At 66.7% G+C, this 26045-nt stretch carries 27 protein-coding genes and 1 pseudogene; 14 read left to right on the top strand and 14 right to left on the bottom strand.

From position 1 onward, the window contains the following. A pseudogene (locus B4F19_RS11885) lies at positions 1–296 on the top strand (nucleoside deaminase); the annotation flags it as partial. A 267-nt stretch (positions 297–563) separates the two neighbouring features. Here the strand turns inward: B4F19_RS11885 and B4F19_RS11890 are convergent. After that, entirely contained in the window at positions 564–1277 is a 714-nt protein-coding gene (locus B4F19_RS11890) for an MBL fold metallo-hydrolase (RefSeq protein WP_292735167.1), read from the bottom strand. Between the two features lie 71 nt (positions 1278–1348). Here B4F19_RS11890 and B4F19_RS11895 point away from each other — a divergent pair, with 71 nt between their 5' ends. Together B4F19_RS11895 and B4F19_RS11900 are read left to right on the top strand one after the other, a co-directional pair. Next, positions 1349–1873, top strand: coding sequence for a TetR/AcrR family transcriptional regulator (locus B4F19_RS11895; RefSeq protein WP_228179385.1), 525 nt, complete (start codon positions 1349–1351; stop codon positions 1871–1873). A gap of 40 nt (positions 1874–1913) precedes the next feature. Continuing rightward, positions 1914–2519, top strand: a complete 606-nt coding sequence (locus B4F19_RS11900) for a helix-turn-helix domain-containing protein (protein WP_292735170.1) — start codon at positions 1914–1916, stop codon at positions 2517–2519. Between the two features lie 8 nt (positions 2520–2527). On the opposite strand, the gene B4F19_RS11905 is transcribed toward B4F19_RS11900, so the two are convergent. After that, the gene (locus tag B4F19_RS11905) at positions 2528–3319 is read right to left on the bottom strand and encodes a hypothetical protein (RefSeq protein ID WP_292735174.1); all 792 of its coding nucleotides are present in this window, start codon (positions 3317–3319) and stop codon (positions 2528–2530) included. A 43-nt stretch (positions 3320–3362) separates the two neighbouring features. Then, entirely contained in the window at positions 3363–4424 is a 1062-nt protein-coding gene (locus B4F19_RS11910; RefSeq protein WP_292735177.1) for a type IV toxin-antitoxin system AbiEi family antitoxin, read from the bottom strand. Between the two features lie 267 nt (positions 4425–4691). On the opposite strand from B4F19_RS11910, the gene B4F19_RS15910 reads away from it, so the two are divergent. Beyond that, entirely contained in the window at positions 4692–5042 is a 351-nt protein-coding gene (locus B4F19_RS15910) for a nuclear transport factor 2 family protein (RefSeq protein ID WP_366767626.1), read from the top strand. 54 nt (positions 5043–5096) lie between these two features. Here B4F19_RS15910 and B4F19_RS11915 read toward each other — a convergent pair whose 3' ends face one another. Continuing rightward, positions 5097–5699 carry a class I SAM-dependent methyltransferase gene (locus B4F19_RS11915; RefSeq protein WP_292735179.1) on the bottom strand — a complete coding sequence of 201 codons (603 nt, stop codon included), beginning with the start codon at positions 5697–5699 and terminating at the stop codon, positions 5097–5099. A gap of 203 nt (positions 5700–5902) precedes the next feature. Here B4F19_RS11915 and B4F19_RS11920 point away from each other — a divergent pair, with 203 nt between their 5' ends. The 8 genes from B4F19_RS11920 to B4F19_RS11955 all read left to right on the top strand — a co-directional run bounded on the left by B4F19_RS11920 (position 5903) and on the right by B4F19_RS11955 (position 16797). Further along, positions 5903–7150: a hypothetical protein gene (locus B4F19_RS11920; RefSeq protein ID WP_292735181.1), complete on the top strand. Its 1248-nt coding sequence runs from the start codon at positions 5903–5905 to the stop codon at positions 7148–7150. 59 nt (positions 7151–7209) lie between these two features. Beyond that, the gene (locus B4F19_RS11925) at positions 7210–8526 is read left to right on the top strand and encodes a DUF4041 domain-containing protein (protein ID WP_292735183.1); all 1317 of its coding nucleotides are present in this window, start codon (positions 7210–7212) and stop codon (positions 8524–8526) included. Between the two features lie 316 nt (positions 8527–8842). Continuing rightward, the gene (locus tag B4F19_RS11930; protein WP_292735186.1) at positions 8843–10747 is read left to right on the top strand and encodes an ATP-dependent nuclease; all 1905 of its coding nucleotides are present in this window, start codon (positions 8843–8845) and stop codon (positions 10745–10747) included. A 218-nt stretch (positions 10748–10965) separates the two neighbouring features. Then, complete coding sequence (locus B4F19_RS11935; RefSeq protein ID WP_292735189.1) at positions 10966–12468, top strand: aldehyde dehydrogenase family protein; 1503 nt, start codon at positions 10966–10968, stop codon at positions 12466–12468. Continuing rightward, the gene (locus tag B4F19_RS11940; protein ID WP_292735192.1) at positions 12465–13883 is read left to right on the top strand and encodes an NtaA/DmoA family FMN-dependent monooxygenase; all 1419 of its coding nucleotides are present in this window, start codon (positions 12465–12467) and stop codon (positions 13881–13883) included. The genes B4F19_RS11935 and B4F19_RS11940 overlap by 4 nt, the downstream gene beginning before the upstream one ends. A gap of 220 nt (positions 13884–14103) precedes the next feature. After that, complete coding sequence (locus B4F19_RS11945) at positions 14104–14604, top strand: thiamine pyrophosphate-binding protein (protein WP_195692721.1); 501 nt, start codon at positions 14104–14106, stop codon at positions 14602–14604. Then, positions 14601–15218, top strand: coding sequence for a thiamine pyrophosphate-dependent enzyme (locus B4F19_RS11950; RefSeq protein ID WP_228179261.1), 618 nt, complete (start codon positions 14601–14603; stop codon positions 15216–15218). Before B4F19_RS11945 ends, B4F19_RS11950 begins: the two co-directional genes overlap by 4 nt. A gap of 13 nt (positions 15219–15231) precedes the next feature. Continuing rightward, positions 15232–16797, top strand: coding sequence for a GMC family oxidoreductase (locus B4F19_RS11955; RefSeq protein ID WP_292735195.1), 1566 nt, complete (start codon positions 15232–15234; stop codon positions 16795–16797). A 137-nt stretch (positions 16798–16934) separates the two neighbouring features. Here the strand turns inward: B4F19_RS11955 and B4F19_RS11960 are convergent, their stop codons facing one another. Beyond that, positions 16935–17756, bottom strand: coding sequence for an alpha/beta fold hydrolase (locus B4F19_RS11960; protein ID WP_292726912.1), 822 nt, complete (start codon positions 17754–17756; stop codon positions 16935–16937). A gap of 120 nt (positions 17757–17876) precedes the next feature. Continuing rightward, positions 17877–18221: a TfoX/Sxy family protein gene (locus B4F19_RS11965; protein ID WP_228179264.1), complete on the bottom strand. Its 345-nt coding sequence runs from the start codon at positions 18219–18221 to the stop codon at positions 17877–17879. Between the two features lie 75 nt (positions 18222–18296). Here B4F19_RS11965 and B4F19_RS11970 point away from each other — a divergent pair, with 75 nt between their 5' ends. After that, positions 18297–18929 carry a LysE family translocator gene (locus B4F19_RS11970; RefSeq protein WP_292735198.1) on the top strand — a complete coding sequence of 211 codons (633 nt, stop codon included), beginning with the start codon at positions 18297–18299 and terminating at the stop codon, positions 18927–18929. A gap of 165 nt (positions 18930–19094) precedes the next feature. On the opposite strand, the gene B4F19_RS11975 is transcribed toward B4F19_RS11970, so the two are convergent. Both B4F19_RS11975 and B4F19_RS11980 read right to left on the bottom strand, forming a co-directional pair. After that, positions 19095–19562, bottom strand: a complete 468-nt coding sequence (locus tag B4F19_RS11975; RefSeq protein WP_228179266.1) for a hypothetical protein — start codon at positions 19560–19562, stop codon at positions 19095–19097. Continuing rightward, on the bottom strand, positions 19559–20101 hold the full coding sequence (locus tag B4F19_RS11980; RefSeq protein WP_292726917.1) for an RNA polymerase sigma factor: 543 nt from the start codon (positions 20099–20101) through the stop codon (positions 19559–19561). Before B4F19_RS11980 ends, B4F19_RS11975 begins: the two co-directional genes overlap by 4 nt. A 183-nt stretch (positions 20102–20284) precedes the next feature. Between B4F19_RS11980 and B4F19_RS11985 the strand changes: the two genes are divergently transcribed. Further along, positions 20285–20812: a hypothetical protein gene (locus tag B4F19_RS11985; RefSeq protein WP_292726919.1), complete on the top strand. Its 528-nt coding sequence runs from the start codon at positions 20285–20287 to the stop codon at positions 20810–20812. A gap of 31 nt (positions 20813–20843) precedes the next feature. Here the strand turns inward: B4F19_RS11985 and add are convergent, their stop codons facing one another. From add to B4F19_RS12015, 6 genes are read right to left on the bottom strand one after another with little or no spacing between them, the layout of a single operon-like run. Beyond that, entirely contained in the window at positions 20844–21884 is a 1041-nt protein-coding gene (add, locus tag B4F19_RS11990) for an adenosine deaminase (protein ID WP_292735200.1), read from the bottom strand. Beyond that, positions 21881–22498, bottom strand: coding sequence for a helix-turn-helix domain-containing protein (locus B4F19_RS11995; protein WP_292735203.1), 618 nt, complete (start codon positions 22496–22498; stop codon positions 21881–21883). The genes add and B4F19_RS11995 overlap by 4 nt, the downstream gene beginning before the upstream one ends. Beyond that, positions 22495–23529 carry an adenosine deaminase gene (locus B4F19_RS12000; protein WP_292735205.1) on the bottom strand — a complete coding sequence of 345 codons (1035 nt, stop codon included), beginning with the start codon at positions 23527–23529 and terminating at the stop codon, positions 22495–22497. The genes B4F19_RS11995 and B4F19_RS12000 overlap by 4 nt, the downstream gene beginning before the upstream one ends. A gap of 7 nt (positions 23530–23536) precedes the next feature. Next, on the bottom strand, positions 23537–24418 hold the full coding sequence (locus tag B4F19_RS12005; RefSeq protein WP_228179272.1) for an ABC transporter permease: 882 nt from the start codon (positions 24416–24418) through the stop codon (positions 23537–23539). 2 nt (positions 24419–24420) lie between these two features. After that, complete coding sequence (locus tag B4F19_RS12010) at positions 24421–25254, bottom strand: ABC transporter permease (protein ID WP_292735208.1); 834 nt, start codon at positions 25252–25254, stop codon at positions 24421–24423. Continuing rightward, positions 25244–26026: an ABC transporter ATP-binding protein gene (locus tag B4F19_RS12015; RefSeq protein ID WP_228179320.1), complete on the bottom strand. Its 783-nt coding sequence runs from the start codon at positions 26024–26026 to the stop codon at positions 25244–25246. Before B4F19_RS12015 ends, B4F19_RS12010 begins: the two co-directional genes overlap by 11 nt. Between the last annotated feature and the right edge of the window lie 19 nt (positions 26027–26045).

Genomic DNA, 26045 nt, shown 5'->3' on the forward strand with positions numbered 1-26045 from the left:
GGGACCTTGGCGCTGACGGCGCGAGCCTCTCGCTCGTGGTCAACTGGCGCCCGTGCGTGCAGTGCTACGGAGCGACGATGTGGAGTGGGGTGCGGTCTCTCGTTGTCGCGGGGTCCGGTCCCGAGCTCGAAGAGCTCTCGGGCTTCGATGAGGGCCCGATGGTCGCCGACTGGGCGGAGCAGTTCGAGGCTCGCGGCATCCGGGTGACCCAGGATGTCGGCCGCGAGGAGGCCCTGGAGGTCTACCGCGCCTACGGCGCCAGCGACTCCCTCGTTTACAACGCCCGCGGCGAGTAGCTCGGGGTCGTTTGGTCGCGCCAAAACGCGGGTTCCCAGCATCCTCACCCGCAACAAGACGCGACTGAACTGGTGGGCGGCTACTGCTCTCAGCATCCATCTTTCAGTCGCGTCGAGATGCTGGTTCCGTCCGCGCTGACCCGCAGCAAGGCGCGACTGAACGGGTCGCGGGCCACCTGAATCTCGAGCACAGATTGATCGGTCGCGCCGTAATGCGGGTGACCAGCATCCCTACCCGCACAACGACGCGACTGAGCCGGAGCCGACCTACGCCTGCGCCGCGGCGAGCACGGCCTCGACAGCACCCGCGGGTGAGCCGTGGAACGCGGGTCCGTGTCCGGGGAGTACCCAATCGGCATCCAGGTCGGCGATGCGGCCGAGCGACGCGAGCGCCTCGGCGGGGTCATCCGTGAACGGAGCCGGGCCGGGGCCGGTGCGACCGGTCAGCACGTGGCGGGTCGTGAGCGCGTCGCCGACGAAGACGGCGCGCACGTCGGGCGAGAAGATGGCGATGCTGCCGGGCGAGTGTCCGGGCATCGACATCACGCGGGGCGCGCCGGGAAGATCGAGCGTGTCGCCGTCGGTAACCTCGCGGACCTCAGTGAGCCAGGTCGGACGCATGCCCTTACGGATGCCGTACGCGGCGAACTGCAGCAGGGGGCCGATCCGGGTCGAGCCCATCGGGGTCTTGGGCTTGTCGCCGCCGCGAGCGCGATCGGCGTCGGCAGCGTGCACGAACACCGGGATGCCTCGCTCGGCGCGCAGGCGCTCGGCGAACCCGACGTGGTCACTGTCGCCGTGGGTGAGCAGGATGCCGCGGATGTCGTCGAGCGAGCGACCGATGGCATCCAGCTCGCGGGTGAGGTCGGAGTACATGCCGGGGAGGCCGGCGTCGACGAGGGTGATGCCCTCGGGCGTGACGATCAGGTAGGCGGCGACGATGTCGTTGCCGATGCGGTGCAGTGAGGGTGCGAGTCTCATGACTGGCCTTTCCGAGTGATGGCTACGGATATTAGCCCTGATAGCTTATGTTCATAGCCATGGGGGGTCCGATGCCGACACCGGAGAGAACATCGCTCGACGAGATCGTCAGTGCAGCAGCGCGTCTGCTCGAAACCGGCGGGGTCGCCGCCGTCACGATGCAGGCGGTCGCGCAGGATGTCGGCGTCAAAGCCCCCTCGCTCTACAAGCGCGTACGAGATCGCGAGACGCTCTTGGGACTCGTCGGCGGCGCCGCTGCCGACGACCTCACGGCGCGTCTGGAGGCGGCATCCGGGATCGAAGACCAGCTGCTCGTCTTCCGCCGCTTCGCGCACGAGCGGCCCGAGGCGTTCCGGCTGCTGTTCACCGCGACGGTGGATGCCGACAAGCTCGCCGCCACGAGCGCGCCCGTCCTGCGGGCGACCAGCGCCACCGTCGGCGCGGATCACGCGCTCGACGCCGCGCGGCTGCTGACGGCGTGGGCTACCGGGTTCGTCACGATGGAGCTCGCGGGGGCCTTCCGCCTCGGCGGTGATCTCGACGACGCCTACGACTACGGCATCGCCCACCTGGTGGGCTCCCTCGTCTCCGACTAGCCGCGCGAGCAGGCGTGGGGCCGCGCCGTATTCTGGAGCCGTGTCCTCGCCCGCTCGCACCAGCGCCGACGGGCCGAGTGCGGCACCCGACGAGACGCAGATCGGCGTCGGAATCGGGCGGCAAGTGCGGCAGGCGCGCACCGAGAAGAAGCTGTCGATGCGGGCGCTGGCCTCGGCCGCAGAGATCAGCCAGCCGTTTCTGAGCCAGATCGAGTCGGGCCAGACGATGCCCTCGCTGCTGACTCTGTACCGCATCGCGAACGCCCTCGACATCTCGCCCTCGGCGCTCCTTCCCGCAGACCCCGACCCCGAGGTCGTGCACGTGTCGCGGGCGGCGGATGCCACGTGGGTGCCGGTCTCGGAGGCATCCGACACCGCCCACACCCGCGTCATCCACGCCGGCGAGACCTCCCTGCAGGAGTACGCCATCCGCCCCGGCGAGCAGGTCGGCGACTGGTTCGAAACGGATGGCGAAGTCATCCACTACGTCATCGAAGGCGCCATCGCCCTCGAGATCGAAGGCCTCGGGATCTGGGAACTCGGCGCCGGGGATGCCGTCGCCCACCCCGGTGCGCTGCGGAACCGCTGGCACCTTCGCGGGGACGGGTCGGCACGGGTGGCGTTTGTGTATACCGGCGGGGCGTAGAACACTAGCTACGCGCTCGCGTCGAGCACCTCAAGGAACGTCTGGGCGCCGATCGCGGCATCCGTTCGAAGTTGCGCTTCTGTGGCGGTGTCGCCGGTTGCCACCATCGTGTCCGCGAACACTCCGGCCCACGCACCGTCGGGCTCGACGAACTTTGCGATCGCTGCACGGATAGCACCCGGGTCTGCGACGTCGCCTGCCAGACCCAGTTGGCGCGCTACGGCGGTCGCCGCACCCGCTGCGCCTCCGGGATTGTAGAGCGTGACATACATCAGGTCGTACTTGTCTTTGTGCAGCATCCGCGATTGCGCCGCAGCCGCCTTGCCGAGGAGATAGCCGCCGAGGTTCGCGAATCGAAGGGTCACGGCATCCGTCTCGACACCAAACTGTGCGCGAACGGATGGCGGCACTGGCAGGTCGCGCAGCTCGGGGTCCACGAGCGCTGCGGCCGGTCCCGCCAGCTTGGTCGCGACCGCAGTCCGCGAGCCGGGCAGCGATACGGTGTCTGCAGTGTGATCCCAGACGTCCGCGAGAAACTCGAGTCGCACCCGCGCGTCGCCGAGGGTCGCGTTCCACCGCCACCGATTCTCCGAGGTGAAGTCGCCTTTCTCGAGAGCCACATCGAGCCACGAGAAGTCATGTTCGGCGCCGGCGAGATCCCACCCGATCGCGAAGAGCAGGTCGACATCGGTTGTTCCCTGGTGGGAGACGGGAGCATCGGTGGCGAGATACTCAGGATTGAGGCCGCCGATGACGACGAACTCGTCGGTGTGTCCCCCGGCGAGCAGCGCGAATCGCACGAGCGCCTCCTCTGCGCGGGCGCGCGCCTCCCGGGTTCGGGACTCAGAATCCAATGGCGGTCTCCCGCAGGTATTCGGCGGCTTCGGCGGTGCGCCCCCGGCCGCGCAATAGGTCGGCATAGACCCGCACCGGAGATACGGTGCGCACGTCCCGTGCTTCCCGTGTGAGTCGGAAGACATAGGGATCGGCGGCGGAAAGGCGGATGCGCCCTCCCGACTCCACTTCTCTGAAATCAGGATGCTGCGCCAGCCGCCCACGCGCGGGCTCGAGCTGCCCCGCCGGCACGTACAGATCGACCGCCGGCACACTCGTCAGATACGGGTCAATACGATCCGCCGCCGCCTCCCCGGTCAGCGCCCAATCCTGGCCATGCAGCGAACTTGTCAGCGCCTCGATCGATTGCTGGGGATCGCGCCAGGGAACGTGAAACTCGATGTCAGCTCCCGACTGAGGCGTGGCTGCGTAATGCGCCGCCCAGTCGCTCAGCATCCGTCCCGGATCGCGAAACTCGCGCGTTGCCGATGTACCACGTTCGGCTCCGGTCTTGGCCGTGTACCGCTGCTCGTCGAAGTGCCGCAGGATGCGAGCAGTGTGCGCCAACGAGACATCCGCGGTCTTCGCGATGACACCAACCTGCTCGATGGGCATGGTCTCTGGCTCGGAATACTCCACCCGCCACCCGAGCAACGTCTCAGCTATCGCATCGGCTGCTGCCGACCATTTGAAGGCCCGCCCCGCATCCGCTCGAATTGGCTCCAGTCTCGCGATGTAAAAGCTCCCCGGCACCACGATGCGCGCCCGGCCGCTGGCGTCTGCCCATGACAGCTGTGCGTCTTCGAGGATCTCCCGCGCCCCGGGGCTCACCCGGCGGGCAGTCACGACGGGCACGACACCGTCGGTTCGTTCGGAGGCACCGTGGAAGAGTTCGGTGCGCGCCCTCCGGGCATCAGCGGGCAGGCCCTCCCCGATCCAGAGCGGCCGGAACAGCGATTCGCGCCCCTCGTGACGAATGCGAACGAGGTGGCCATCCCACTCCGGCTCAAGCTCCGGGGGGATCACCCGAAGCAGCGCCGACACCGATGCGGTGTTTTCTCGCGCTTCCACGGTTTTATCGTAGCGAGATATAACCGTGTTTTCTCACGAATAGTGGCATTCGGCCTGACTGTGAGAAAACTCGGATCGCGTTCGCGTCGCTCTCCCCGAGGCGAGTTCTCGCCGGCGGGCGAAGCCGACGCTCCACGCCCACCCCGGGGCGCTGCGGAACCGCTGGCACCTCCGCGGCGACGGCTCCGCCCGGGTCGCTTTCGTGCACACCGGCGGGGCGTAGGAGACTCTCGTCAGTCCCTTCCTCTTTTGTGCGAATCTTCCTGCATGGAGCTTGATGAGATCCGACGTGCGGAGATCGAACTGCTGACATCAGCCGTGCGGCGCGACTCGGCACGCTTGGCTGAACTCTTGCATCCAGAGTTCGTCGAAGTCGGTCACTCAGGGAGGTTGTGGTCGCGCGACGAAACGATCGCCGCGCTGGCTCATGAACCGGACCGGGAAGCTCCGGCCACAAGTGAGGGGGCCTTGCACTCGGTGGCTCCTGGGTTCGCCCTCGTCACCTACGTCGTTTCGGGGCCAGAGGGCGACAGTCGACACTCCTCCCTCTGGGTCATGCGCGACGGGAAACTCCAAATCCGATTCCACCAAGGAACCTTCATCTCACCCTCCGGCTAAGCGGAGAGCCGGGACACCTCAGCGAGACCGTCACCAACGTGCACCGTCGGATGCCTACCGCCGCCGCGCAAGAATCGCCCCATGCGGTCGTGGCTGCGGTTGCGGCACAGACCAGGTGTGCGCCTCGATAACCTCGAAGCCAGCCGCGGTGAGGCGTTCCACCAGCGCCTCTGGCGGCCAGCGCCAGGCACGAACAACGGCATGGTCGAACGGCTCAACCTCGGTGCCGACGAAGAATCCGATGAGGAGCGCTCCGCCCGGCTCGAGAACGCGTGCGAACTCATCAAGAGCGCGGTGGATCGTGTCGGGATCGTGGTGGATCAGCGAGTACCAGGCGAGCACGCCAGCCACACTGCCCGCCGCGAGCGGCAGCTCATCGATGCTGCCCTCGAGGAAGGAGACGCCCTCATATGCGGTGCTAGCGTGTTCGAGGAACGCTGGTACCTGATCGACCCCGATCACACGGACGCCCTGCGCCGCGAGATGCCCCGTCCAGTGACCCGGCCCGCACCCAGCATCGAGAACGAGGCCTTCGACTTGACCAGCCCACCTGGAGACTAGGTGCTCATCCGAGGGATGCACACTCTGCATCGAACCCAGGAGCGCGATGTACTCGTCGGCGCGGTCCGTGTATGACGCCTGCACGTTCCTGACCATCGTCCAGATCATACGTTCCGGCGCGATCGCCGGAGCGCGACCCGTGCCGGCTTCCCGCACCGACGTCACTCAGAGCGATCGTTACCCGCGAAGGCCCGCGCGTCGTGGCGACTGACCGATACCGCTTGCGCGGGATTCAGTCCTGCGTAGAAGCTGTTCCTGAAGTATGAAGTCTGGGGCTGACGACAACTGGGGAGGCCATGATGGCGAGACGACGGGGATTCTTCGCTGAGATTCAGCATCAAGCGCGGCTGGCCGATCAGCGTCAGCGCGCGGCGCAGCGTGCCTACGAAGCAGACCTGCGGCGAGCGCAAGCCGCGCAACGTAGCGCCGAGAGAGCACAAGCCGCCGCGGAGCGAGCATCAGAAGCCGACAGGAAACGTCTCGAGAAGGAGGCTGCGGCTGCCTACGTTGCCGCCCGTCAGGCCGAGGCCGCTGCGCTTTCGGAAGAGGTCGCGCACCGCGTAGCCGAACTCGATGAGTTGCTGAGCGCAACGCTTGCCGTGGATGACTTCGTCGATCTGGAGACTCTACGAACGACGGCCGAGCACCCACCCTTCCCCCACGTCGCTCTTCGCGTGCCAACCCGCGAACCGGCACCAATCCCCGAGCCGCCGCTGCCCGTGAAGCAGGATCCAACGCCGGTCAAGGGCCTCTTCGGCCGGAAGCAGAAGGCTGCGGATGCCGCAGCTGAGGTCGAGAAGCAGTACGCAGCTGACTACTACGCATGGAAGGACGCGACAGAGACCCTCCCCGCTCGCCGAGCCGCGCAGGCCGCAGCCTACGAAGAAGCAGAACGCGCCCGCCTCGCGCAGCTCGCAGAGGCAACAACGCAGTATGAGGAGGAGTGTGCGGAGCGCGAGAAGCAAGCCGCGGAGCAGAACGCGGAGCTTGACGAACTCATCAACGGACTCGCCTACGGCACGGTTGAAGCCGTCCAAGAGTATGTGGGAATAGTTCTTGCGAACTCTGTCTACCCCGATTGGTTCGAGGTTGATCACATGGCGACCTTCGAGCCCTCCACCGCGGAGCTAAACCTCCGCGTCCGAATCCCAGGACCCGACATCGTGCCGACAGCGAAGCACTATCGATACGTCAAGGCGTCGGACGAAGTCTCACCGGTCGCTACTTCCCAAAAGGAAATGAAGGAGCGCTACGCCGCCATCGTCCACAACATTGCGCTTCGTTCCCTCCACGAAGTTTTTGAGGCCGACAGGCGAGGGATCATCCGGAACATCTCGCTCGAAGTCGGCACAGGGACCACGAGTCCAGCGACTGGCCAGCCCACTTATGTCCCGTTCGTCGTCGCGACGGTTTCTCGAGACCGATTCGCCGAACTGGACCTCGCGAGCGTCGTGCCGGCGGCAACACTTGACCACCTGGAAGCGGTCGTCTCCAAGAACCCAGCAGGACTTGTTCCCGTCGCAACGACCGGCGTGCGCCGTGCGTGAGGCGTACTGACGTGGACTTCAATCCGCCTCCAGGCTGGCCGAGGCCACCAGCTGGGTGGGTGCCTCCGGCTGGATGGCAACCCGACCCTAGCTGGCCGGCCCCTCCCGCGGGATGGCAGCTATGGCTACCCAAGACGCCATCCATCACCGAGCACGCAGAGGGCAGCGATCCGTCGGCCACTGGTGGGCCCGACCCCGATGCCGACGGCTCCGAGCAATCCGGTCTCGATCACCTGGCAGCACTCGAGACCGAAACTGCGGCTCTCAAAGCACGGCTTGGCGTCAACCGTGACGGCCTCTCACCGAGGGGGAGCGATCTCGACATCCTTCAAGATGTCGGCATCTACCGATACAACCACCCCCTCGATACAGCCGCCGCCTACAAAGAGCGCCTCGACGACATTTCCGCCGAGACACTGCAGTTCATAAAATCCGGCAACGCAATCGTGAAGTCTGAGCTGTTCACCTTCAATAACTCACTCTCGCAGGGCAAGAAGCTGTCAGGCGACCTGTCGAAGCTGATGCTCCGGGCTTACAACGCCGAGGTCGATAACGCGCTGAGAGCGCTGCGCGCAGGGAATCTTGCGCGCGCGAAGCGCCGCGTCGAAGCCTCACGAGACGCGATCGCTCGGTTCGCGGCGCTCATGGAGATGGAGATCAGTCCGGAATATCACGCACTCCGGATGCGTGAGCTTGAGCTCACGTCGGACTGGCTCATGAAGAAGCAGGAGGAGCGCGAAGCCGAGCGCGAACGACGCGCCGAGCTACGGGAGCAGGCGAAGGTCGAACAAGAACTCGCAGCGGAACGCGCGCTCCTGGACAAGGAGCGAGCGCACCTGGTGAATACGCTCGCCGCTTTGGCGAAGCAGGGTCAGACGAACGCAGAACTTGAGGCTCGTCTCGCCGAGATCGACGACGCCATCGCGTTCAACGACTTCCGTGCCGCGAACATCCGGGCGGGTTACGTGTACGTCATCTCCAACCCCGGCGCCTTCGGGGCCGACGTCGTCAAGATCGGCCTTACCCGGCGGCTCGAACCGCGAGACCGCATCGCTGAACTGAGCGGTGCAGCGGTGCCCTTCAAGTTCGAAGTGCACGCGCTCTTCTTTTCTGAGGACGCCGTGACTCTAGAGAACGAACTGCACCGGCACTTCAGCGACCGCGCACTCAACCGCATCAATGCGCGCAAGGAGTTCTTCTTTGCTTCACCCTCCGAGGTGCGGGAGGTCCTGCTCGACAAAGTCGGCGACATCCTCGAGTTCAACGCCGAGGCCGAGGGCGTCGAGTTCAGACAGTCGTTCACGGAGTGGCCTGAGTATGCACAGCAGGTCCGACTGGCGCCTACTGACCGACCGGCCCGAGACAGGTCGTCCTGATGGATGCTCGGCACTCGACTTCACACTAGTCCCGTGTGCTCGCGTCTACTGGCGCGGCTAAGCGAGCACATCCGTTCTGCGGTGCACGCCCACGAGCGCGTCGATTTGTCGCAGCCCTTCGAACCGAGATCGCCGAACCTGACTCGAGTGCCTTCCGTCGGCGGATGAGACTCGCCCAGAGGCGATCGGACACCCGACTAAGCAGCGAGCCAGACCTGAGAGGTCGTCCTCCCGAATTGAGGGGCGTCGCGCCCACGGCGTCATCAGGCACCTTGCAAGGGAGTCGCAAGCCCCGCTCCGCTGCTAAGACTGGAACATGGATCACTATGGGCCAGCCGCCGATCTCTTGATGTCTGTCGATAGCAGCGACGACGCTGCCGTCAACGTGCACTTTCAAGTCACCCTCGGGAACGCAACGGACGGCAATCTCCACGTGGCTCAACTGAGGGACGGAAGAGCCGTTGCCGGCGATGGACCGCCGGTCTCTGACCTTCAGTCAGGACTGACCGCAGCCTTTTACATCCCCGAGGCGACCGACCGTACCGCTCTGGGTACGAACTACACATGGCCCATCCTCCCGGAGCACTCGGTCGCGGCCATCCTCACCTGGAGCGATGACGGATCCCCGATTGGACTGCGTGCTGCTGGTCTCGTAATTGACCTCTTCGAGGGAAGGGTGCGCGCCGGAGACCCCGTGTGGGACGACGAGGCGCTGAGGCTCTTGAAGAGTTCGGGCATGCTGCCAGGAGGCAAATCGGAGAAAGCGACAAGCACCAACAAGTCTTTGAGCGCTCACTTCGAAGAGGTCGCCATCACGGGCTTTCGTGGTTTCGCACAGCGACGAGTGCTGCGTCTAGCAGAACCGAATGGGCATGACGGCTCTGGGCTAACCGTGCTTGTCGGCGCCAACAACAGTGGAAAGTCCACGTTCATCGAGTCGCTTCATGCGGTCGCGCGGGCGCGCCTTCAAAGCGAGATGAGCTTTCCGCAACCGCATCGCCATCACTCAACGGACGCTGTGGAAGTCTCCATCCGGCGCTCCGACGGTCGCACACTCAGCGTCGCCACGACCCGTCCCGGGGGAAGCCAAGCGGAAGTAACGTGGCTCCCAAAGGATGGAGGACCCGATCGTTTCGACATACATGTGACACCCTCCCGAAGGAGCTTCAATCCATACTTTGGCAACATGGGCTCAGTCGACAGAAACTGGGGGCTCACAAGTCAAGAGTTCTCGCGGACGAGTCTTCGCGACCAGTTCGTCGGCAGGCTCCGGAAAGTAGATCGTGACGGCTCTGCGCGCAATGTGTTTGATCAGCTGTTGGCCGAGATCGTCGGATACCCCCTGGATTGGACGATCGACGAGATCACCACAGGCCAGCAATTCCTGAAGCTCACAGACATCAACGGCGCATGGCATACGAGCGAGGGACTCGGCGACGGCTTGGTGAGCATCCTGTTCATCGTGGACGCACTCTACGATTCGGAACCGGGGTCACTGATTGCCATAGATGAGCCCGAACTGTCCTTGCACCCGCAGCTCACGAGACGGCTGGGTCGCGTTCTGTCCCGGTTCGCCTCTGATCGTCAGATTGTCGTCGCCACCCATTCGCCTCTTCTACTCGATTGGTCCGATATCTCCAACGGGGCTACCGTCGCGAGGGTGTACAAAGTGGACGGCCACTGTGAGATTTCTCAGGTATCCAGAGCGACCCTCAGTCGCGTGGCAAAGCTGGCCGACACAAGAAACGCCGCCAACCCCCACACGGTCGGCGTTGTCGCGAGAGAAGCCCTCTTCCTCGAGGATGGCGTCATCCTCCTGGAAGGACAAGACGACGTCGCGTATCTCCCTCGCGTGCTCAAGGACCTTGACCTGCCGGCGATTGACAATGTCTACGGATGGGGATCGGGAGGCGTTGGGAACATGCCCATATTGGCAAGGATGTTCATCGAACTCGGATTCAGCCGAATCGCTGCGATCGTAGATGATGACGGACAGACGGGCACGGAGGCGGCCGTGGGCAAGCTTATGGAGATGGCGCCGGCCGTCCTAGTACAGAAGATTCCTGCGCCGGACATTCGATATAAGGAGCCTTCGAGCGCGCGCGGCGAGGTCCGAGGGCTCCTCGACGATGACAACAGGCGTGTGCGACCAGAGCACCGGCAAGCGGCGAAGTCGGTACTGAGTCACGCGATCTCGCACGTGCGTCGGCAGCATTCCTGACGCAGCCCCTGCCACGAACGGCGATCGTGGCAAACCCGGTCGAAACCACGATCGCTGCCCTCATATCGAGATGCGCGTGCAAGGTTTTCCCAGTGAGAGCGCGGGCTCGATGGAGAGGCTCTGAGCCTTCATCCCACGGCTCGCCTCCCGGCGCCACCGAAACAACCTCGAAACCTGATAGCCATGAGCAATCAATGATTGCCTCCTAGCATCATGGTGTGACGACAACTGACGAGTTCACCCTGCACCCGCGCGTGCAGGAGTTTCTGGCGTCGGGGCGCACGGAGCTACTGATCGACGGTGACTGGCTCCCGGCATCCGACGGCGCGACCTTCACCACGATCGACCCGGCCACCGGTTCCGCCCTTGCCGAGGTCGCCCGCGGCACCGCGCCGGATGTCGACAGGGCGGTCCGGGCCGCGAAGGGCGCGCTGCGCTCCTCGGCCTGGCGCGAGATGCGGCCCGCCGACCGCGGCGCGCTGCTGTGGCGCATCGCCGACCTCATGACCGAGCACCTCGACGACCTCGCGCAGCTCGAGACGCTCGACCAGGGCAAGTCGCTCCGAACCTCGCGGTTCGGCGAGGTGCCGGCGGCGATCAACCAGTTCCGCTACTACGCGGGCTGGCCGACGAAGATCCTCGGCGACACGATCCCCACGTCGCTCTCGCGCACCCCTCCCGGCAAGGAGGTCTTCGCCTACACGCGCCGCGAGCCGGTCGGCGTCGTCGGAGCGATCGTGCCGTGGAACTCGCCGCTCATCATGACGGCCATGAAGCTCGCCCCCGCTCTCGCCGCCGGCTGCACGATCGTGCTCAAGCCCGCCGAGAACACGCCCCTCACCGCGATCTACCTCGGCCAGCTCATGCTCGAGGCAGGCCTGCCCGCCGGAGTGCTCAACATCGTTACGGGGTACGGTCACGAGGCCGGGCAGGCTTTGGCGGAGCATCCGGATGTCGACAAGATCGCCTTCACCGGCTCGACCGCCGTCGGCAAACGCCTCGTGCAGTCGGCCGGCACGCGGCTGGCCCGCCTCACTTTGGAGCTCGGCGGCAAGTCGCCGTCGATCATCATGCCCGACGCCGACCTGCCCGCCGCGATCGAAGGCGTCTCGCGCGGCATCTTCGACAACGGCGGCCAGGTGTGCGTCGCCAGCGCCCGCATCTACGCGCACCGGGATGTCTACGACGACGTCCTCGCCGGGATGGCCGACTTCGGCAGCGGCCTGCACCTCGGGCACGGCCTCGCCGAGGGCACCGACCTCGGGCCCCTCGTCAGCAAGGCGCAGGCCGACCGGGTTGCCGGCTACGTCGACGAGGGCCGCGCCGAAGGTGCGCGGGTGGTGAGCGGCGGCATCCGTGAGGCCGACACCTTCTATACGCCCACCGTGCTCACCGACGTGACCCCGCAGATGCGCCTCATGCGCGAAGAGATCTTCGGCCCCGTCGCCGTCGTCACCCCGTTCGACGACCTCGACGAGGTGGTCGGGTGGGCCAACGACTCCCCGTACGGCCTGGCCGCGAGCGTCTGGACCGAAGGCCTCAGCAACGGCCACCGCATCGCCGCGCAGCTCGAAGCCGGCACCGTGTGGGTCAACTGCCACTCCTTCCTCGGCCCCGAGCTTCCCAAGGGCGGCCACAAGGAGTCGGGCTGGGGCTACGAGAACGGCCCGCAGGGCCTCGAGAACTATCTAGAGACGAAGACGGTGGTGATGGTGCTGTGAGCGCAGATTCCCCGAAGCGCATATTGCTCGGCGCGTTCGAAATGATGAACCCCAACAACGGGATGCCGACCTGGACCGACCCCCGCGGGCGCGGCGACGGCTGGGACGACCTCTCCTACTGGCTTGGGCTCGCGACGATGCTGGATGCCGCGGGCTTCGACTTCCTCTTCTTCGCCGACACCTACGGCTACGCCACGCTCGACGGACGGATGCCTGACGAGGTCGCCGCTCACGGCATTCAGTTCCCCGCCCTTGACCCGATGCTCGCGATCCCGGCCCTCGCGCACGCGACCAGCCAACTCGGGTTCGTCGTCACCTCGCCGACGACCGTCGAAAAGCCCTACGGCACCGCCCGCCGGTTCGCGACCCTCGACCGGTTCACCGCCGGCCGCATCGGCTGGAACGTCGTGACCGGCTCCTCCCAGGCCACGACCGACGAGCTGTTCGGCGTGACGCAGAAGCTCAGCCACGACGAGCGGTATGACGCGGCCGACGAGTTCCTCGACACGTGCCTACGGTTCTGGGAGCACTCCTGGGACGAGGATGCCGAGGTCCGCGACCGCTCGCGCGGCGTGTATGCCGACCCGAGCATGCTGCACCGCGTCGAGGTTAACGGCACCTATCAGCGGGCGCAGGGCGTTTTCGCGGTGCCGCCGACGCCGCAGCGCACGCCTGTGCTGTTCCAGGCCGGGACCTCCGACCGCGGCCGGGCGTACGCCGCCCGCAACGCTGAGGCCGTGTTCATCCAGGGGCAGTCGATTCCGACCGCCGCAGCCCACGTCGCCGACATCCGCGCGCAGGCCGTGGCGCAGGGCCGCCGCCCCGAAGACGTCAAGGTCATCACCGGGATGACGGTGACTGTCGCCGCCACCGAGGCCGAGGCCCAGGCGCTGCGGGCCGAGTACGAAGCGGTGCTGGGGCTGGATGACGCGGCGGTCATGTTCGCCGGGATCACCGGCATCGACCTCACCGGTATCGACCCCGACACCCGCGTCGCCGACCTGCACACCGATCTCGGGCAGACGCTCATCAACCGGTACGCGCGCACCAATCCAGACATCCGGGTGCGGGCGGTGCTCGACCAGTTCCGCACGAAGGCGATCCGCGGGTTCCAGATCACCGGATCGCCCGAGCAGGTCGCCGACGAGATCATCGCGATCGTCGACGGATCCGGCATCGACGGCATCATGCTCGAACCGACCTTCGGCGGACCCGCGTCGTACGAGGCGTTCATCGAGTTGGTGCTTCCGATCCTGATCGAGCGTGGGCGCGCCGGAACCCCGGAGGGCGCGACCCTGCGCGAGCGGCTTTCGGGCTCGCCGCGCCTCGCCCCCACCCACCGCGCGCATCGGCTCACCGCCACGGATGCCTCAGCCGAGGCATCCGTCACCGCGCCGCTCGCTGCCGCGACATGACCCGCCTTCGTGTGCCCCAAAACGCCCCGCGCCCCAGCAGCGCACGGCGTGTTGCGGCAAACGAAATGGCACGACCGAGACCCCAGTCCAGACACCCCATCCTCGTTTGCCCCAAACCGCTCCGCGACCCAGCAGTGCACGGCGTGTTGCGGCAAACGAAGGGGGACTGCAGAAACACCACCCCGCCGAGACGTCACCCCCAACCCGAAGGACTGCACGTATGAAAGCCGAAGCTGTCGAGGCGGTGATCCGCGGGCTCAAGCGCGCCGGGGTCTCCGTCGCGACCTACCTGCCCGACTCGCTCCTGAAGGAGCTGTACCCCGCGCTGGATGCCGACCCCGACATCCGCACGATCCCCGTCACCAACGAGGGCGAGGGCGCCGCGATCGCCGGGGGCGTGTTCCTCTCGGGCAAGCGCGCCGTGCTCGTCATGGAGAACTCGGGCCTGCGCGCCGCGACCGAACACCTCGCGCGCCTGGGCCTGGGCGCCGGCATCCCGGTCGTCATGATCATGAGCTACCGGGGCGAGCTCGGCGAAAACAACTGGTGGGCGATCCCGCACGGCATCACGATGGAGCCCCTCCTCGGAGCCCTGCGCACCCCGTACCGCATCGTGCGTGAGGTCGACGAGGTCGAGCAGGCGGTCGTGGACGCCTACGAAACCGCCTATTCGTCGTACTACCACGCCGCCGTCGTCCTGGGAGGAGGGCTCGTCCGATGAGCTACAGCAGATTCGAAGCCATGGAGCTTCTCGGCAAGCGCCTCACCGACGACGCTCTCGTCATCCTGTCCCTCGGCGGCGCCGTCGACGAGTGGTACAACGCCGCCCCGCACATGCGCGAGGCGAGCCTGTTCCAGCAGCAACTCGGATGCGTCAGCGGCGAAGCCTTCGGCCTGGCCGTCGGCCTGCCCCACCGCCAGATCGTCTCGCTCGACACGGATGGCGGGCTGCTGTTCAATCTCGGCATCCTCGCGACCCTCGGCAACGAGCAGCCCGAAAACCTCTTCATCGTCGTGTGGGACAACGAGCAGTACCAGTCGATCGGCGGACCCGCGACCCACACCGCGAAGGGACGCGTCGACCTCGCCGCGATCGCCCGCGGCGCCGGGGTCGAGAAAGCGTTCACGGCGCACACGCTCGAGGAGTTCGACGCGCACTGCGCCGCCGGCCTTGCCGCGACCGAGCCCTACATCGTGGTCGCGAAGACCGACGGCATCCTGCAGCCCGGCATCAAGCGCAAGCACTCGGACGGCCGCGAAGACAAGTACATCTTCGTGCGCCACGTCGAGAAGATCGAGGGCATCACGATCATGGGCCCCAGCGAGCACAACTGATGGGGTGCGGCTGATGGGCGTCGTCACGGCCCCGACCGGCGCCTACGACTACCTCGTCGTGGGCGCCGGAGCTGCCGGGTGCGTGCTGGCCGCGCGCCTGAGCGAGAACCCCGACGCGCGCGTCCTGCTGATCGAGGCGGGCCCCGATCATCGCGGTTTGCGCGAGATCCTCGATGCCGCGCACTGGGATGCCCTCATCGGCGGCCGCTTCGACTACGGCTACCGGTCGGCGCCGACTCCGCATGTGCTGGGGCGTTCGATCGCGATGCCGCGCGGGCGGGTGCTCGGCGGTAGCTCGTCGACCAACGCGATGCTCTGGTACCGCGGCGCCCGCGCCGATTACGACGCGTGGGCGGATGCCGGCGCGACCGGCTGGGGATACGACGACCTGCTTCCCTACTTCAGGCGGTCCGAGACTCGACCCGGCGGTGACCCCGCTTACCGCGGGCTCCACGGACCGGTGCGGGTCGCGCCACTCTCGCGCGTGCATCCGATCGCGACGGCGCTCCTGGATGCCGCGGCAGCGCGCGGACTGCCGGTGCTGGATGACGCCAACGGCCCGTCGAACGAGGGTGCGGTGTTCGCGGACTACAACGCCATCGAGGGCGACGACGGATCGTTCGAGCGCTGGAGCACCGCCCGCGCCTACCTCGAGCCAGCCCTTGGGCGGCCGAACCTCGACGTGCTCGTCGACAGCCCCGCGCACCGGATCGACCTCGCCGGCTCCCGCACGACCGGCGTGACGCACCTGATCGACGGACGCGAAGTGACCACGACCGCGGACCGCATCGTGCTGGCCGCCGGCGCCATGGACACCCCGCGCCTGCTGCAACTGTCGGGGATCGGTGATCCTGACCGGTTGGCGGCTGTCGACATCCGTCCCCGGCATGCGCTGCCGGGCGTCGGAGAGAACTTCCAAGACCATCCGCTCGTGTTGGGCGTGAACTTCCGCGCCCGCGAAGGACTCGGGCCGGTCATCGGCAACGGGGGCGGGACGATGCTCAATTGGCGGAGCTCCTACGCCGAGCGCGGACCCGACCTGCACACGGTCATCGCGCACGGTTCCCGCGGCGATGAGGCCCTGCACGCGCGCTACGACCTCGGCGGCGATCAGATGTTCGCGCTCGTGCCGGGGCTCTACGGCTCCCGCTCTGTCGGGTGGGTGCGGGTGCGGTCGGCCGACCCGACCGTGCCGCCCGAGTTCCAGCCGAACTACCTCGCCGACCCGAAGGATCTCGTCGCGATGGTCGAGGCGATGGATGTCGCACAAGAGCTTGTCGCCGGTCCCGCGTATGCCGACCTGCATCCGGAACCGCTGACGCCTCCGCCGTCGATGACCGATCGCGCCGAGCGCGTGCAGTTCGTGCGCGAGAACGTCGGGAGCTTCTTCCACGGCGTCGGCACCGCCCGTATCGGCACCGACGAGCTCGCCGTCGTCGACCCTGGGCTGCGGGTGCGCGGACTCGAGGGGCTGTGGGTTGCGGATGCCTCGGTCATGCCGATCATCCCGACCGCGAACACGCAAGCCCCGACCGTGGCGATCGCCGAGCGCGCCGCCGAGCTCATCGCCGCGGACTGATTCCACCGTTCGGTCGCGCCGAAACGCGGGCACCCGGCATCCTCACCCACAAATCGGCGCGACCGAACGGTGCGCCACCCGACTCAGTCGCGCCATCGTGCGGGTTGCAGCCATGATTTCCCGCAGAACGGCGCGACTCAACGAGTAGCGGTAGCCCAGCGCACGAGGTCGCCGGCGAGCTCAGCCAGAGCATCCAGGTGCACGAGGTGACCGGCGCCTTCGATCAGGGTGAGGGAGGCGTGGGGGATGGCCCGCTGGAGGCGATGTGCGCGATCGATGGGAATCCAAGCATCAGCCGTCCCCCACACGATGTGCACCGGCTCGTCGATCTCACCGTAGCGCGGCTCGATGTCGTCGGTGAAGCGTTCGGATGCCTGCGCGATCTGCCGTACGAACGCAGCCTGTCCCGCCTCACTCGTCCACGGCTCGACGAGCATCGCGAGGTCGTCGTCCCGCAACCCCCGAGCACTCGCACCACGGATGTAGGTCTCGACCATGCCGCGATGGATGGCGGGAGGGATCTGCTCGAAGACCTCTGCGTGCTCGCGCACAAGACGGAAGAACGGCGACCCCCACGGCGCGAGGGCGACGACATCCACAAGCGCAAGGGCGGCGTAGCGCGCGCCGTGGCACAGCCGGGCCCGCAACGCTACCGCGCCGCCGATGTCGTGCGCGATCACGCACGGTCGCTCGAGACCCCAGTGTTCGAGCAGCGCTGCGAACAGCTCGGCCTGCACGCCGATGTCGACCGCATGGTCATGATGCATCGATGACTGTCCGTATCCGGGCATGTCCCAGAGGTAGACGGTGTGGGTTCGCGCCAGCACGCGTGCGATCGGACGCCAGAGCTCTGACGACCACGGCGTGCCATGGAGAAGAACGAGCGGAGGCCCGTCGCCGAGCCGATCCCAGGCGACACTGCGGCCGCGCCAGTCGAAGGAGTGCGACAGAGGAGTCATCGTGCATCCACCGTTGCAGCGGCATACGACATCCCGCGGAGCCACTTCGGTCGCGCCGAAACGCGAGCGCCCCGCATCCACACCCGCAATAGCGCGCGACCGAACGAAACCCGATTCGCGCTAGGCCTCGCCGCGCAAGACATCGCCCGCATGGATGCCGATGGCAACCCAGTCCGCGAGCTCGGCGTCGTCGGCTAACCGCTCGGCAGGAACCCGGAGCCAGGCGTCGCCCATGACCCGGCCGTTGCCCATCGTGGCGGGGATCGCACCGCGCGCCAGGCGCTCGTCTCGCTTCACCGGGTCGGTCCGCACCAACGCGCTGCCGCCGCGCTCCGCGACGATCGCGAGCGCCTCACGCACCATGAATCCGACGCCCCCGAACATGCGCATCTCGCGGACGTCGACATCCGTGATCATCCCGCGGATCCGCGCCGCCAGCTGCTCCCGCTCGTCGGATGCCGACATCCTGCCCCCTCCGGCCTCGCACCGCCTTGGCGCGAGCGTACTCCGCCCGAAACACCGACCCGCTAACGTTCGTTCATGATCCCGATCGAGAACCTGGTGGCGTTCATGCTCACGTCGTTGGTGATCATCGTGATCCCCGGCCCCAGCGTGTTGTTCGTCATCGGCCGCGCGATTGCGCTCGGCCGCCGCGCGGGCGTGCTGAGCGTCGTCGGCAATGCACTCGGCACGGTCCCCGCGCTCATCGCCGTCGCGTTCGGTGTTGGGGCGATCGTCGCTTCCTCGGTCGTGGCGTTCACCGTGATCAAGATCGCCGGCGCTCTCTACCTCGTCTACCTCGGCATCCAGGCAATCCGCCATCGGCACGCGCACATCCCCGGCATCCAGCAGCGGCCGACCCGGGCCCGCCGCCTTCTCGCCGAAGGGTTCATCGTCGGACTCACCAACCCGAAGACGATTGCGTTCTTCGTCGCGGTGCTCCCGCAGTTCGTCGATCCGACGGCGGGCCCGGTCTGGATGCAGCTCCTGCTGCTCGGTCTCGTCTTCGAGGCGCTGGCGCTGGCATCCGACAGCATCTGGGCCCTTGCCGCGGGCACCGCACGCGCATGGTTCGCTCGCTCACCCCGACGCATCTCGACCCTGTCGGCCACCGGCGGCGTCATGATGATCGGCCTCGGCGGCGCGCTCGCCCTCACCGGTTCGAAGTCCTGACACACGTTCGGTCGCGCCGTAGTGCGGGTAGCGGCGCCCCAGACCCGCGCGAAGACGCGACCGAAGAAGCTCGGCTCTACGGTCGGTCGCGCCGTGGTGCGGGTTGCGGCGGCCTAGGCCCGCGCGAAGGCGCGACCGAAGAAGCCTGACGCGCGCTCGGTCGAGTCAGTCGGCCGCCCGAAGTCCGAGGTCGTCGCAGGTCACACCCGCGGTCTCGGGAAACACCGCTAGCGTGTCATCCCGCTGTACGCAGACGAACAGGTCTGGCACCGGGTAGGTCTGCCCGTCGTTCGGTGGGGGCCCGTCGAGCCCGGCACCGATGAGGCCGATGCTCCAGACGGATGCGCAGAGGTCGATCGCCCGAGAGACCCGATCTTCCCCCGCAGCCGAGGGGTCGCCCACCTGTTGCACGACGCTGTCGAGGGATGCCGCCTCGAAGCAGGATGCCGAGTTCTGACGCAACTCCGTTGAAGCCAGGGCGAGCAGCGTCCCCGCGGTGGTCGCGGCAACGAGCACACCGGCTCCCACGAAGACGCCGACCTTCTTGCGGACGCGGGACCGCACACGAAGACGCTGGACGTCGTGCATGAGCACTGTCCGCATCCGGTCGAAGTCCGGCCCCGTTGCCGTCATCGCCCCCTCCGATCCCCCACAGAGTCCGACACCCGCCGTACGGCCTGTCGATAGCTGAGCCCGTCGACGGCGCAGAGCCGAAATACCTCCCGATCGGGCCAGCTCAGCGTCGCGACGATCCGCTGAACTTCCCGCCATCCATCCGACCCCCGAGAATCGGCGAGCTCACCCGCGCGATCTAGCGTGTCGACGGCGGCGCGGTGTCTCCGGCTAGACCGGTCAGGGTGCGCGAGTTCCCTGGCACGAGTATCGGCTGTCACCACCAGCCATGGCAAGCATGAGGCGCCGACGAACGTGATCCGCCGGCTCTTGCGCCAGAGCGTCAAGAACGCGTCGTGGGTCACCTCCTCGGCGTCGGGCTGTGCCGCAACGAGGTCGGTGACGACGCCGTGCACCACGCGCACATGCCGTTCGTGCAGCGCACTCAGCGCTGAATCGTCGCCGGCTCGCAGCCGGTCGAGGAGGGCGGTGTCGTCACGGGGGTAGTCGCCCGACCAGCGTCCCCACGCACTGGGGAAGGCCTGTGCGGAATCGACCACTCGAGGCTCCTTCCGACGATGCGCACCGATCAAACGCGTCCTATTCTCCCCCGCGGCGGGTTCCCATTCGCTGGTGGTGCGGGAGAGGTCCGGCCTTACCAGCAAAAAGCGCTCTGGTGCGCCGACCGCAATTCCTGGGAACCTGGCTCCATCATCCGTCGCACCCGAGAAAGAGCCACCGACATGAGAAAGTCACTTGGCGCCGTCGCCACCGCCCTGTTCGTGTTAGGCAGCGTAGCCCTCACCGCATCTGCCGCCAGCGCCGGCACCCCCGACCGCACCCAGAGCTGCTGGCAAGAGCTCGACACCGGACGATCGCTGTGTGTCGCGGCATCCGCCGACCTCGCGAATGCCGTCTACGACGCCTACGGCATCGCGATCTCGACTCCCGACGGCGCGGTGGGATCGGACGTCAAGCGGCAGGCCACGCGCGATGCCCGCGCGGGGGTCGTCGCTCTCGCGAGCACCGTCATCGGGATCTTCTACGAGAACTCCGGCTACGACGGTGCCTCGTACGTCGCCAGCGTCAGCCAAACGGATGCTACGGGTACTCACACGGCTACACGAACCTCGGCTCGATCGGCTGGGACAACCGGATCTCATCGTTCCGGTCGTACTCAAACTGCCGGACAGCCATCTTCGCGAACACGAACTACGGCGGATCGTCCTGCGGCTACTACACGAACTCGTCGTATGTCGGAAGCGCCATGAACGACCAGGCCTCGTCTATCCGCTGGGCTGCCTAAGGTTCCAGAGCGGCATCCAGCGCCCGGAAGGCAGCGCGGAAGTCCGCCCGCAACCGCGCCTTCTGAGCGTCGTCGCAGAAGGCCGCATCGATGCCGTTGAGGGCGATCTGCTTGGCTTCGTCTGCCGTCACCCCCATGAGGCGGAGCCCCTCGGTGTACTCCCGGCCGATGTCGGTGCGAAAGAACATCGCGTCGTCGGTCGAGACGTTCACCGCGAGCCCCGCATCGATCATGCGACGGATGCGGTGATCGGTGTCGATCGTCCACCCCGAGCAGATCGTCGTCGACAGCGGCGTCGCAGCGAACCCGATACCGCGGTCGCGGGCCAGCGCGACGATCTCCGGGTCGTCCACAATGCGATACCCATGGTCGAGCCGGTCGCAGCCCAGTTCTTCGATGGCGACGCGGACGGCATCCGGGGTCGCATGGTCGGTCTCACCGACGTGCGCCGTCAACAGAAAGCCGTGCTCGCGAGCCAGTTCGTAAGCCTCGACGAACCGTCCCGGATCTTCCGTGTTCTCGGGGGTCAGATCGTCCTGACCGAGCCCCACCACCTCGGGGCGCGGATGCGCGATCATCTCGCGCACGAGATCGACGGCGGATGCCGCGTCAGCCCGCCGGTTGATCGCCACGACGACCCGGAATCCGACGCCGAAGTCCTTCTCGGCCCGTGCCAGCCCCGCGATGATCGGGTCAATCACGTCGGTGTATGACAGGCCGCGCTCGGCGAAGTATTGCGGATTGACGTAGTACTCGCGGTACCGCAGATTCCCGTCGGCGACGGCGGAAGCGACCCCGTCGTACGCAACGCGTTCGAAGTCCTCGGGGTCGCGCAGCACATCATGCGCGAAACGGAATGCGACCAGAAAGTCGACCAGGTGAGCGAAGTCGAACAGCTCGTCAGGGTCGGTGGTCGGCAGCTCGACTCCGTGCTTGGCTGCCAGTTCGATGAACAGTTCGGCGCTCATCGTCGACGCGAAGTGGCAGTGCAACTCGGTCTTGGGCAGCAGGCGCAGATAGTCGGCGTACGAGATCACGCGGTCACCTGTCCGGAAGCGCGAGGCGGGGATCGCCCCGGAACCTGTTTCACGACGAGCAGTCGATACGGCTTCCCGTCGGCCGACCACCACCGGTGGGTGGTGCCGCCGGTGTAGTAGACCGATGCCCCCGGCTCGAGATCGCACGTCTGATCGCCGAGTTCGATGCGCACCTGGCCTTCGATCACATACAGAAACTCGTCTTCGGCGTGGACGAATCGCTCACCCGGCTCGAGGCTGTCTGCCACGACCTCCATCGGGTGGAACGTGCGCGCGCGCTGCGCCAGCATCCGTGCCGTTCCCGAGGCGAAACCGTCGGGGATCTCCCCCTCGCCGGGGCGGCTGACCTCGACGAATGATCCGGACTCCTCCGGTGCGTCAGCGGCGGCGATGAGCTCGATGGGACTGGTCTCGAGCGCGATCGCGATACGGCGCAGGGACCCCAGGCTCGGCTGCGCGAGCCCGCGCTCGAGCTGGCTGAGGAACGGATGCGAGAGCTCAGTGCGCTCGGCCAGTTGCACGAGGGTCAGCCCGCGGGTCTTGCGCAGCATCCGGATGTGGCTTCCCAGGCGAGCGCCTGCGGCACGCTCGTCGAGACCGTCGGGCACGCTCATGCGGCCGAGCGTACCCCGGCCGCGATCGCGTACTCGTCCACCAGCTCGAGGTAGGCGGCTCGGCGCGCGGGGGTGAGCCACGAGGCGTGGAACGAGTTGCGGGCAAGCTCGACCAGATCGGATGCCGAGAGCCCCGCCTGCTCGGCGAGCGCCACGTAGTTGTCACCGACGTAACCGCCGAAGTAGGCCGGGTCGTCGGAGTTGATGGTCACGCGGACGCCTGCGCGCAGCAGCGAGACGATCTCGTCGGATTTCATCTGCTCGGTGACGAAAGAGTTGGACACCGGGCAGCAGGTCAGCCCGATCCCGCGTTCGACCACGAGAGCGACGAGGTCGGGATCTTCGACGATGTTGGTGCCGTGGTCGATCCGGTCGACGCCGAACTCGAGCGCCTGACGGATGTGGTCGATAGACCCGGGCTGGTCGATGTCGCAGTGCATCGTGACCAGGAACCCCTCAGCGCGCGCCCTCTCAAAGACCGCGGCGAACTTCGCGGGCGGGTTGTCGCGCTCATCGGAGTCAAGGCCCACGCCGACGATCCAGTGACGGTACGGCAGTGCCTCGAGCAGCGTCGACATCGCGTGCTCGGCCGAGAGGTCCCGCAGGAAGCACAGGATCAGCTCGGCCGAGATCCCGAGCTCGGCCTGAGCCCGCACGACCGCGCGGCGATAGCCGCCGATCACGGTCGCGAACGGGATGCCGCGACCGGTGTGCGCCTGCGGATCGAAGAACAGCTCGGCGTGCACGACGCCCTGCTCCTTCGCCCGAAGCAGGTACGCCCAGGCAAGGTCATGGAAGTCATCCGCGGTCTGGAGCACACCCATCGCCGGGTAGTAGACCGCCAGAAAGCTCGTCAGGTCAGTGAAGTCATAGGCAGCCTTCACCGCTGCGACATCGCTGTAGGGCAGGGTCAGCCCGTTGCGCTGCGCGAGCGCGAACATCATGTCGGGCTCGAGTGTGCCCTCCAGGTGCAGGTGCAGCTCGGCCTTGGGAAGCCCGCGGGCAAAGCTCGCCAGCTCAGACGGTGCCATGGTGCGCTCAAACGCCCTTCTGCGGATGCATCGCCATGCGGGCCAGCACGACATCTTCGACGATCTGGATGAGGTTGTAGAGCACCAGGGATGCGCCGGTGACGGCCACGACCGATGCCCACAGTGCCGCGAATTGCGCCTGCGGGACGAATCCGCCGATCGAGCCACCGATTCCGCCGCCGACCGCGAGCCATTCTGCGAGCAGGGCTCCGGTGATGGCACCGGGAACCGAGATGCGCACCGCGGCGAAGAAGGCGGGAAGTGAGGAGGGGAACGCCACCTTGCGAAGCTTCGTCAACGCTCCGCCGCCGTAGACATCCACGAGGTCGTTCATCATCGGCGGCGCGGACTTGAGTCCGAACGAAATGTTCACGAGAGCCGGGAAGAGAACGACGATGCCACCGATGACGGCTACCGTCCAGAAGTCGCGACCGAAGATCAGGATGATGACCGGAGCCATCGCGATCAGCGGCACCGAACGCAGGAGCATCGCCACCGGCATGAGGGCGTGTTCGATGCCCTTGTTCAGCTCGAACGCGAGGGCGGCAAGGAGAGCGACGACGAGGCCTGCGACGAAGCCGATCGCGGCGTCGCCCAGCGTGACCATGAGGTTCCCCAGCAACATCGTGCGGTTGGCCTCGGCAGCCGGAACGGTGAACAGCCAGTTCCAGACGTCGATAGGCCCCTTGGCGATCAGGGGCGAGAGCTGAAGCGCCCACAGCAGGCCCACCCAGATCACCAGAACGGCGACGATGGTGAGCACGAGGGTGAGCGTCGACCAGCCGAGCGCACGCAGTACGGCGCGGGTGGATTGGGTGCGCAGCTTGGCGGTGAGCTTCGCTGTTTCCGCCTGGATGTCGGTGGCTCCGGTGAGCGTGATCTGCGCCATCGTCAACGTCCCTTCGACCAGGGGGCGATCGCCTTGGCGATCCACCCGACGAGCGCGAAACCGAGAAGCGCGACGCCCCCGCTCAGAAGCGCCAGCGCCCATACCTGTGGCCCGTTCGACGCCTGCTGCGCGAGGATCATCGCAAGCCCCACCCCGACCTCGATCTTGCCGAAGAACTCACCGAGGACGGCACCGAGGAAGGCAGCGGGAACAGCGATCTGCAGCGCGCTGAGCGTCGCGGGAAGGGCCGCGATCAGCCGCACCTTGATGAGCTGTGTGAACTTCGATCCGCCGTAGACCGTGACCAGGTCAAGGCTCGACTTGTCAGCTGATTTGAGGCCGAGAAGCGCGCCGACGACCGTCGTGAAGAACACCGACAGCGCGGCCAGCACGATAGCTGTGCCACTGGGCTCACCGACCTTGGGAGGGGTGATGACGATGACCGCGAGCATGCCGATGGCAACGATCGGGATGCAGTACGTGAGGATCGCGAGCTGCATGGCGACCCCCTCCAGGCGCGGTGCGAGGAGCACGAACCCCGAAAGCAGAAGCGCCAGGCCGTTCCCCCACAGGTAGCCGATACCGGCCTCAGCGAGAGTGACGGCGAAGTTGTTGATGTAGTACTGCGGGCCCGTCTCGACCATGATCTGAACGACCTGGAACGGGGTGGGAATCGCGCTGGCACCCGAGGGACCGACATTGGAGAACACGGTGGCAGCGAGGATCCACCACAGCAGGATGATGCCGATACCGCCGATGACACCGATCAGCCACGGCGGGAGACGGAAGTCTTCCCACTCGATCGCGCGACCGCGCGTGGGGCTCTCAGTGGTCATCCGCCGCTGCTCCTCCGACACCGAACAGCAGCTCGGATGCCTGGTCGACGTAGGCGTGGAATTCGGGGGTGCGCATCATCTCGGGGGTACGGGGGCGCGGGAGGTCGATCGTCATGACCTCCTTGATCCGGCCCGGGCGCGGGCTCATGACTGCCACCTGGTCAGAGAGGAAGATCGCCTCCGAGATGCCGTGCGTCACCAGCAGTGTCGTCGCGGGCTTCTCAGTCCAGATGCGCAGGAGCTCGAGGTTGAGCTTCTGGCGCGTCATGTCGTCCAGCGCGCCGAAGGGCTCGTCGAAGAGCAGCACCTCGGGCTTCATGATCAGCGATCGCGCGATGGACACACGCTGCCGCATGCCACCCGACAACTGCGCAGGCTTGGCTTTCTCGAAGCCCTTGAGTCCCACGAGGGCGATCATCTCGTCGACATACGCCTTGTCGACCGACGCGCCAGCGATCTCGAAGGGGAGACGGATGTTGGAGACCACGCTGCGCCAGGGAAGCAGTGCCGAGTCCTGGAAGGCGATGCCGAGCTTGTTCTCTTTGCGCAACTCTTTCGGGCTCTTCCCGTCCACGCGGGTCGTGCCGCTGGTGGGCTGCTCGAGACCGGCGAGGATGCGCAGGATCGTCGACTTTCCGCATCCTGAGGGTCCGAGGAGGGACAGGAAGGTGCCCTGCTCGGTGTGTAGGTTGGCGTCTTGGAGCGCCGTGACGGTCTTTCTTCCGGTGGTGAAGACCTTGTTCAGTCCGGAGATCTGCAGGCCGGTGCCCAGGGACTCGCCCTGGGCACCG

The organism is Microbacterium sp. UBA1097 (assembly GCF_002313585.1).
In the GTDB taxonomy this organism is placed as follows: domain Bacteria; phylum Actinomycetota; class Actinomycetes; order Actinomycetales; family Microbacteriaceae; genus Microbacterium.

Coding starts and splice junctions, on each gene's coding strand:
- B4F19_RS11970 (WP_292735198.1), top strand. CDS start 18,297: ATGATCCCGATCGAGAACCTGGTGGCGTTCATGCTCACGTCGTTGGTG.
- B4F19_RS11930 (WP_292735186.1), top strand. CDS start 8,843: ATGGATCACTATGGGCCAGCCGCCGATCTCTTGATGTCTGTCGATAGC.
- B4F19_RS11920 (WP_292735181.1), top strand. CDS start 5,903: ATGGCGAGACGACGGGGATTCTTCGCTGAGATTCAGCATCAAGCGCGG.
- B4F19_RS11890 (WP_292735167.1), bottom strand. CDS start 1,277: ATGAGACTCGCACCCTCACTGCACCGCATCGGCAACGACATCGTCGCC.
- B4F19_RS11960 (WP_292726912.1), bottom strand. CDS start 17,756: ATGACTCCTCTGTCGCACTCCTTCGACTGGCGCGGCCGCAGTGTCGCC.
- B4F19_RS12000 (WP_292735205.1), bottom strand. CDS start 23,529: ATGGCACCGTCTGAGCTGGCGAGCTTTGCCCGCGGGCTTCCCAAGGCC.
- B4F19_RS11950 (WP_228179261.1), top strand. CDS start 14,601: ATGAGCTACAGCAGATTCGAAGCCATGGAGCTTCTCGGCAAGCGCCTC.
- B4F19_RS12005 (WP_228179272.1), bottom strand. CDS start 24,418: ATGGCGCAGATCACGCTCACCGGAGCCACCGACATCCAGGCGGAAACA.
- B4F19_RS11965 (WP_228179264.1), bottom strand. CDS start 18,221: ATGTCGGCATCCGACGAGCGGGAGCAGCTGGCGGCGCGGATCCGCGGG.
- B4F19_RS11945 (WP_195692721.1), top strand. CDS start 14,104: ATGAAAGCCGAAGCTGTCGAGGCGGTGATCCGCGGGCTCAAGCGCGCC.
- B4F19_RS15910 (WP_366767626.1), top strand. CDS start 4,692: ATGGAGCTTGATGAGATCCGACGTGCGGAGATCGAACTGCTGACATCA.
- B4F19_RS11895 (WP_228179385.1), top strand. CDS start 1,349: ATGCCGACACCGGAGAGAACATCGCTCGACGAGATCGTCAGTGCAGCA.
- B4F19_RS11975 (WP_228179266.1), bottom strand. CDS start 19,562: ATGACGGCAACGGGGCCGGACTTCGACCGGATGCGGACAGTGCTCATG.
- B4F19_RS11955 (WP_292735195.1), top strand. CDS start 15,232: ATGGGCGTCGTCACGGCCCCGACCGGCGCCTACGACTACCTCGTCGTG.
- B4F19_RS11915 (WP_292735179.1), bottom strand. CDS start 5,699: ATGGTCAGGAACGTGCAGGCGTCATACACGGACCGCGCCGACGAGTAC.
- B4F19_RS12010 (WP_292735208.1), bottom strand. CDS start 25,254: ATGACCACTGAGAGCCCCACGCGCGGTCGCGCGATCGAGTGGGAAGAC.
- B4F19_RS11985 (WP_292726919.1), top strand. CDS start 20,285: ATGAGAAAGTCACTTGGCGCCGTCGCCACCGCCCTGTTCGTGTTAGGC.
- B4F19_RS11995 (WP_292735203.1), bottom strand. CDS start 22,498: ATGAGCGTGCCCGACGGTCTCGACGAGCGTGCCGCAGGCGCTCGCCTG.